Below are 6,771 nucleotides of genomic sequence, written 5' to 3'. Positions count from 1 at the left end.
CCCCCGCCGTGACGGGTCGGCTCAGCCGGCTTCGACCATCCGGGCCACCCCGTGGGCGTCGCGGACGAGCGGGCTGAGGCCGCCGGACCGCGCGACGGCGTCGGCGAGGCCGCACATCGCGAGCCAGTTCGCGAGGATCCGGTGACCCCCCTCGGTCAGCACGCTCTCGGGGTGGAACTGCACCCCGTGGAGGGGGAGGTCGCGGTGCCGGACCGCCATGACGATCCCCGACGCGGTCCGTCCGTTCGTGACGAGCGTGTCCGGCATCGTGTCGGGGTCGATGGTCAGCGAGTGGTAGCGGGTCGCCGTGAACGGCGTCGGCAGCCCGTCGAGGACGCCCGAGCCGTCGTGGGCGACGCGGGAGGTCTTGCCGTGGAGCAGCTCGGGGGCCCGGCCCACCGTCGCGCCCATGACGACGCCGAGCGCCTGGTGCCCCAGGCACACGCCGAGCATCGGCTGCGCCCGCTCGGCGCACGCCTCGATCATCGCGACGGAGACCCCGGCCTCCTGCGGCGTTCCCGGTCCGGGTGAGACGAGGACGCCGTCGTATGCCGCGCCCTCCTGCGGCGTGACGGCGTCGTTGCGCACGACCGTGCAGGAGGCCCCGAGCTGCTCGAGGTAGCCGACGATCGTGAAGACGAAGCTGTCGTAGTTGTCGACGACGAGGACGCGGGTCACGGGTCCGATTGTCCCACCCGACGGCAGGACGGCGGCCACCGCGCCCCAAACCCTGTCCCTGCCGGCGCGGTGCCGCCGTCGTGAACGCCCGTCCCCCTCGCGGTTGTTCAGCCGTGTATTGCCGCGGCGGCGGCGGGCGTTACAGAGCCGATCGCGCCGGTCCCGTCGACCGTCGAGTCGTTGAACGGCATGTGCGGCGCGATGGCCGGGAAGACCCACCAGAAGCAGACGGCGAGGACGACGACGAGGAGGACGAGGCACTGGAGGGCCTTGGCCCAGCGGGGCCCGGGGAGGAGGTGCCAGAGCGCGGCATACATCTCCCGGTCACGCTCCCTTCGGGGTCGCGAGGACGCTCTTGGGCAGTCCCTGCGACCGGGTGTAGCTGTCGGCCAGCTCGGCGTGGACGACGTAGCGCTGGGCCGCGCTGTACTTGGGGTTGCACGAGGTCATCGTCATCATCGCCTTCGTCGGCTTGACACCCGGCCGGTCCGGGGTCGGCGCGATGACCGACACGGTCGTCGGCAGGACGATCTCGTGGGAGGTGACCCGGTAGACGTAGTACGCCTTCTTCGTCTCGACGACGACGGCGTCGCCGTCCTTGAGCTCGGCGATGTCGGAGTAGGGCTTGCCGTAGGTCGTCCGGTGCCCGGCGGTCGCGAAGTTGCCGACCCGGCCGGGGGCGGCCGTGCCGACGTAGTGGCCGATGCCCTCCTGGAGGATGTCCGTCGTCGTCCCCTCGTGGACCGGCCGGACGTAGTCGGATCCGAACCGGGGGATGCGGACGAGGGCGAAGGCGTCGCCGAGCCGGCCCGTCGGGTGGACGGCGTCGGTCGTCGACGACGTCTGCGGCTGCGCGAACTGCCGCTCCAGGTCCTGCACCTGCTGCTGCTGGTGGTGATTGGCCGTCACGTCGGTCCACCACAGCTGCCACACGAGGAAGGCGAGCAGAAGGACGCCGACGGTGATCATCAGCTCACCGACGACGTGGACGGCCCCCCGGACCCCGCGCACCCGACCAACCCCCCTGGCTACTCGACGGGCGATGCGTACTGCATACGAATGGACCCACTGTATGCGGGAAAGGCGAGGCGCGAGGACGACTTGACGTTCCAGCCCAGCTGGACCGCGTCGACGTACTCCTGGTAGATCTCGATCGTCGGATCCGCGTCGAGCGCCGCCTCGAGGCGGTCCGGGTCACCGATCGCCGTGATGACGAACGGCGGCGAGTAGACGCGGCCCTGGAGGATGAGGGTGTTGCCGACGCAGCGGACGGCGCTCGTGGAGATGACGCGCTGGTCCATGAGCATCATCGCCTCGGCGCCACCACGCCACAGGGCGTTGACGACGGCCTGCACGTCCTGCTGGTGGACGACGACGTCGTCGGCCGTCATCCCCTGCGGGATCTGGTCGCCGCGCAGGGGCGAGTCGTCGAGGGTGACGGTGACACCGGGGCCCCGGACCGCGGTGCGCCCGGCGGGGTCGGCGAGCGCATCCCCCTTCGCCTGGAGCGCCTTGAGCTGGGCGTCGTAGGGCGCACTCTGCTTCTCCAGGGCGTCGACCTGGGACTGGACTCCCGACAGCTGACTCGTCCGTGCGGCGTTCGTCAGCGTCTGCTTGCGGATGAGGTCGGGCAGGTCGGCCGTCGCCGATCTCAGGTCGGTGCCCTGTGCGGCGTGGGAGCTGCCGGCGAACAGCGCGCCGGCGAGGATGCCGACGACGGGCACGAGCGCGGCCCACAGGGTGACCTTGCGGGCCATCGCGCCTCCCGTGGGTTGGGTTCGTGCCGTGCGGTGCATCTACGCTAAGTCACGACGCCGTATGCAAGGAGTGTGTGTCCCCGTGCCCGAGTCGAAGGGGCGGCCGAAGCCCGCCTTCACCCCGCCCCCACGCGCCCAGAAGGTGAAGGTGGGCAACCCGCGCTGGTTCGTGCCGCTCATGTGCACCCTCATGATCGTCGGCCTGCTGTGGACCGCGACGTACTACATCACGGGCGAGCAGTACCCCCTCTCCCAGATCGGCCGCTGGAACCTCGGCGTCGGCTTCGCGCTCATGCTCGCCGGCTTCGCGATGACGACCCGCTGGCGCTGACGACCGTCTTACACCGATGTGATTCGTCCCCAGGCGGGGGATAACCCTGTGGACGACGGCACCGCGGGGCATCAGCGGGAGCGGTTGCGGGCCGCGACGGCCGCCGACAGGACGGTCGCGAACGCGCACCACGCGGGGTATGCCGCGAGCGCCGCGGCCCGTCCTGGCCGCACGGTCGCGACCCGCCGCACGAGGTCGGCGCCGCTCATCGTGAGCAGGCCCGCGACGACGGTCGCCGCGCCGGGCCGGTGCATCCGGAAGAAGACCGCGCTCCACAGCGCGTTGACCCCCATGTTCACCACGACCGCCCGGACCAGCGCCGTCGCCTCCTCGTCGCGGTCCCCCTCACGCAGCTCGGCCACGCTCGCGCCGGTCGTCACCGCGGCGTCGGCATACAGGGCGGTCCAGACGACGGGGAAGGCGAGCGCCGGCGGCTGCCACGAGGGCAGCCGCAGCGAGCGATACCACGCACTGCGCGGGTTGGACAGGAACGACCCGGCCGCGGCCGCCGCCCCGACGATGCTCCCGGTGAGCGTCATCGCCGACCGGAACGCCGACGGGTCGAGGTCGGCCGTCGCCCGCCGCACCGCCTCGGCGAACCCGAGCCGCCCGCCCTCCGGCTCCCCGACGTCCCGCAGGATGTCGTTCTCATCGCACACCGCGTCGTTGATGAGGCTGCCGACGAGGGGTCGGGCGATCCCGGACGGGACGGGCGTCACGAGGCCCACCCACCGGCTCGCGAGCTCCGGCGTGAGGACGGGAACCGTCGCGATGAGCCGCGGTCCGAGGCCGGTGACGGCGGCGTACCGCTTCATCATGTCGGCATAGGTCAACACGTCGGGGCCGCCGACGTCGTAGGCCCGGTTCGTGTCCGGCGGGAGGGCGGCCGCCTCGGCGAGGTAGAAGACCACGTCGTCGACGGCGACGGGCTGGATCGCGTTGCGCAGCCACCTCGGCGCGACGACGACGGGCAGCCGCTCGGTGAGGTGACGCAGCATGTCGAACGACGCGGATCCGTCGCCGAGGACGACGCCCGCCTGGAGCACGACGGCCGGGACCGTCCCCTCGATGAAGATCTCGCCGACCTCGACGCGTGAGGCGAGGTGCTCGGACAGGCCGGTGTCGGGGTGCAGGCCGCCGAGGTAGACGATGCGCCCGACCTGGGCCTGCTCGGCCGCGGCGGCGAAGGTGCGGGCGTTGTCGCGGTCCCGGCGCCGGAAGTCGGCCGCGCCGTCCATCGAGTGGACGAGGAAGTAGGCGACGTCGACGTCCGCGAGGGCTGCCGCGAGGTCGTCGGCCGAGTCGACGCTGCCCTCGGCGACCTCGACGTCGTCCGACCACGCACGGCCCGCGAGGTGGCTCGCGCTGCGGGACAGCACCCGGACCCTCCAGCCGCGCTCGATGAGGGCGGGGACCAGCTGCCCGCCGACGTAGCCGGAGGCGCCCGTCACGAGCGCCCGTCCTGGAGTGGTGGTCATCGGTGGGTCTCCTTCGGGGTGAGTTGGCGTGCTACCGGGTATGCGGATCCGCCGGGTCAGGACAGGGCGTCGAGGACGAGTGGGAGCAGGAGGAGCATGCCGAGCGACCACGTGAGATGGGTGACGACCGCCGCGCCGACGCCGCTGCCGCCGCGCCGCTGCAGCGCGGTGACCAGGCCGAGGAGCCCGGCCGCGAGGACGAGCAGCCAGATGCCGCTGCCGAGCGCGGACACGGCATAGAGGACGGTCGTGACGGCGACGGGCCGGTGGTCGCGCAGGGCCTCGTAGAGCGACCCGCGGAAGAACATCTCCTCGGCCGTCCCCGTCACCGCCGTGAGGACGACGACGACCGGCAGCGAGCCCTCCCGGGCGTGGTCGAGCAGCTGGTCGACGGGGTCGCTGAGGGTGGGGACCCGCGTGACCGCGACGGCGCCGAGGAGGAAGAGGACGAGCAGCCCGCCGCCGAGCAGGACTCCGCCGGTCAGCGGGTGGGCGCCCCGGTCCCGGTTCGTCGCGTGCCAGCCGACCGGGCCGGACAGGCGCGCGCCGCCGGCCCACGTGAGCGCCAGCACGAGGGTGACGGGGTAGAAGAGGGCGTCGCCCGGCTCGACCCTGGTCGCCCAGGTGAGCAGCGCAGTGCCGACGACGAGGGTCGCGGCGACGACGACACGTCGCCGCGCGAGGGCGTCGGCCGGCTCCACACGTCCACGCTACGGGCCGCGGCGCGCCGCTGCCGCGCGAGCCGGCTGGGCTCAGGTGATGGCGTACTTGCCGACGGCGAGCAGGACGAGCACGACGGTGACCGCGGCCAACCCGATGCCGTGCAGGTCGTGCCGCGCCGGCCGGCCGGGTGCCGGCTGTCCCGCATACGCGATGATCGCGGCACACACCACACCGGTGACGAACCCGCCGAGGTGGGCCTGCCACGCGATGCCGGGGATCGTGAACCCGAGGACGGCGTTGATGGCGATCGTGGCGTACATCGCCGCCGACGACCGGCCGAGCCGCCGGTTGAGGACGAGGAGTGCGCCGAAGAGCCCGAAGACAGCACCCGAGGCTCCGACGAGCCCGGTGTACCAGCTGCCTCCCTCGCCCGCGAGGAGCTCGGCGGGGGTCGGCTTGTGGGCCATGAGGAGGTAGACGACGCTGCCACCGAGCGCCGAGATGAGGTAGAGGGCGGCGAACCGGATCCGGCCGAGGAGCGGCTCGAGGTAGGACCCGACGATGAACAGCGCATACATGTTGAACACGATGTGCAGGACGAAGGTCCGGTCGTGCGCGAAGGCGGAGGTGAGGAACCGCCACGGCTGACTCTGACCCAGGACGGGGGCGAAGACGATCCGCGACTCGAAGGCGGGACTCACGAGCTCCAGGAGCCAGACGACGACGCAGATCCCGATGAGGGAGAGGGTGACGACGGGCCGGCCCGCGGTCACTCGCCCCCCGAAGACCGTCGTCCCGACCCGCGCGGTCCGCGCCTGCTCCCGCACGCAGTCCACGCACTGGACACCCACGGCGGCCGGGCGCTGGCACTCGGGACAGACCGGGCGGCCGCACCGCTGGCAGCGCACGTAGGCCACCCGGTCCGGGTGGCGAGGACACACCGGCTCCGGCGCCGGCTCGGGTGAGCTCGAGGGGACGGCGGGTGGCTCGGTCACGCGGGTCTTCGGCCCTGTCCGGTCACGGCGGGACGCGCGTCAGGAGATCTCGACGGACTCGATGACGACGGCGTCGACCGGCTTGTCGGACCGGTCGGTCCGCACGGCCGCGATGGCGTCCACGACGTCACGGCTGGGCTGGTCGGCGACCTCGCCGAAGATCGTGTGCTTGCCGTTGAGGTGCGGCGTCGGGACGACGGTGATGAAGAACTGGGAACCGTTGGTGCCCTTGCCCATCCGCTTGCCGGCGTTCGCCATCGCGAGCAGGTAGGGACGGTTGAACTGCAGGTCGGGGTGGATCTCGTCGTCGAAGGTGTAGCCGGGTCCGCCGAAGCCCTGGCCGAGGGGGTCGCCGCCCTGGATCATGAAGCCCTCGATGATCCGGTGGAAGACGAGCCCGTCGTAGAACCTCGTCGGGTTCGACCGCTTGGCGTCGTCGGTGTACTCCTTCTCCCCGCTCGCCAGGCCGGTGAAGTTCGCAACGGTCTTCGGGGCGTGGTCGGGGAAGAGCTCGATGGCGATGTCGCCGTGGTTCGTGTGCAGCGTCGCGCGCGTTGCCGTCATGCGCCCAATCCTCGCACGGGCGCCCGCTGCGCCACGCATACCGGGGCATCACCGCTGGCCAGGTGCCCTCCACGCGCCGAACGATGCAAAGATGGCGAGGGAAGCAGTCACGGTTCGTTCGGCGAAGGAGCACCACGTGTTCGGCAGCAAGAGCAAGACGGAGCGGGTTCAGGACGCCGCCAGCGACTACGCGGGATCGGCCGCCGAGGCAGCGGCCGATCTCAAGGACAAGGTTGCCGACGCCGCTCCGGAGATCCTCGGCAAGGCGTCCGTGACGGCCGACAGGGCGGCCGAGCTGGCCGCCC

The 6,771-nt window shown here is 72.0% G+C and carries 10 protein-coding genes; 2 read left to right on the top strand and 8 right to left on the bottom strand.

Annotated features, from left to right (window positions below):
* Positions 1 to 21: 21 nt before the first annotated feature.
* The 4 genes from BN12_RS16275 to BN12_RS16260 all read right to left on the bottom strand — a co-directional run bounded on the left by BN12_RS16275 (position 22) and on the right by BN12_RS16260 (position 2,435).
* Positions 22 to 678 (bottom strand): aminodeoxychorismate/anthranilate synthase component II, encoded by a 657-nt coding sequence (locus BN12_RS16275; protein ID WP_048556503.1) that lies wholly within the window; start codon positions 676 to 678, stop codon positions 22 to 24.
* A 107-nt stretch (positions 679 to 785) separates the two neighbouring features.
* Positions 786 to 995 (bottom strand): hypothetical protein, encoded by a 210-nt coding sequence (locus BN12_RS16270; RefSeq protein WP_048554096.1) that lies wholly within the window; start codon positions 993 to 995, stop codon positions 786 to 788.
* A gap of 7 nt (positions 996 to 1,002) precedes the next feature.
* Positions 1,003 to 1,689, bottom strand: a complete 687-nt coding sequence (locus tag BN12_RS16265; protein ID WP_235432435.1) for a class E sortase — start codon at positions 1,687 to 1,689, stop codon at positions 1,003 to 1,005.
* Between the two features lie 17 nt (positions 1,690 to 1,706).
* Positions 1,707 to 2,435: a DUF881 domain-containing protein gene (locus tag BN12_RS16260; RefSeq protein ID WP_083454707.1), complete on the bottom strand. Its 729-nt coding sequence runs from the start codon at positions 2,433 to 2,435 to the stop codon at positions 1,707 to 1,709.
* Between the two features lie 82 nt (positions 2,436 to 2,517).
* On the opposite strand from BN12_RS16260, the gene BN12_RS16255 reads away from it, so the two are divergent.
* A complete protein-coding gene (locus BN12_RS16255) occupies positions 2,518 to 2,766 on the top strand; it encodes a cell division protein CrgA (protein ID WP_048554092.1) in 249 nt (82 codons plus the stop codon).
* 71 nt (positions 2,767 to 2,837) lie between these two features.
* Here BN12_RS16255 and BN12_RS16250 read toward each other — a convergent pair whose 3' ends face one another.
* The 4 genes from BN12_RS16250 to BN12_RS16235 form a co-directional block, all read right to left on the bottom strand.
* Positions 2,838 to 4,244, bottom strand: a complete 1,407-nt coding sequence (locus BN12_RS16250; protein WP_048554090.1) for a tryptophan-rich sensory protein — start codon at positions 4,242 to 4,244, stop codon at positions 2,838 to 2,840.
* Between the two features lie 56 nt (positions 4,245 to 4,300).
* Positions 4,301 to 4,945: a CPBP family glutamic-type intramembrane protease gene (locus tag BN12_RS16245; protein ID WP_048554088.1), complete on the bottom strand. Its 645-nt coding sequence runs from the start codon at positions 4,943 to 4,945 to the stop codon at positions 4,301 to 4,303.
* A 51-nt stretch (positions 4,946 to 4,996) separates the two neighbouring features.
* A complete protein-coding gene (locus BN12_RS16240; protein WP_327152703.1) occupies positions 4,997 to 5,848 on the bottom strand; it encodes a rhomboid family intramembrane serine protease in 852 nt (283 codons plus the stop codon).
* A 93-nt stretch (positions 5,849 to 5,941) separates the two neighbouring features.
* Positions 5,942 to 6,466: a peptidylprolyl isomerase gene (locus BN12_RS16235; protein ID WP_048554081.1), complete on the bottom strand. Its 525-nt coding sequence runs from the start codon at positions 6,464 to 6,466 to the stop codon at positions 5,942 to 5,944.
* 91 nt (positions 6,467 to 6,557) lie between these two features.
* Here BN12_RS16235 and BN12_RS25300 point away from each other — a divergent pair.
* On the top strand, positions 6,558 to 6,771 hold a 214-nt coding region (locus BN12_RS25300; RefSeq protein ID WP_162233094.1), incomplete at its 3' end, for a hypothetical protein.

Source organism: Nostocoides japonicum T1-X7 (assembly GCF_001046855.1).
Taxonomy (GTDB): domain Bacteria; phylum Actinomycetota; class Actinomycetes; order Actinomycetales; family Dermatophilaceae; genus Nostocoides; species Nostocoides japonicum.
This window is presented reverse-complemented; position numbering and strand designations above follow the sequence as displayed.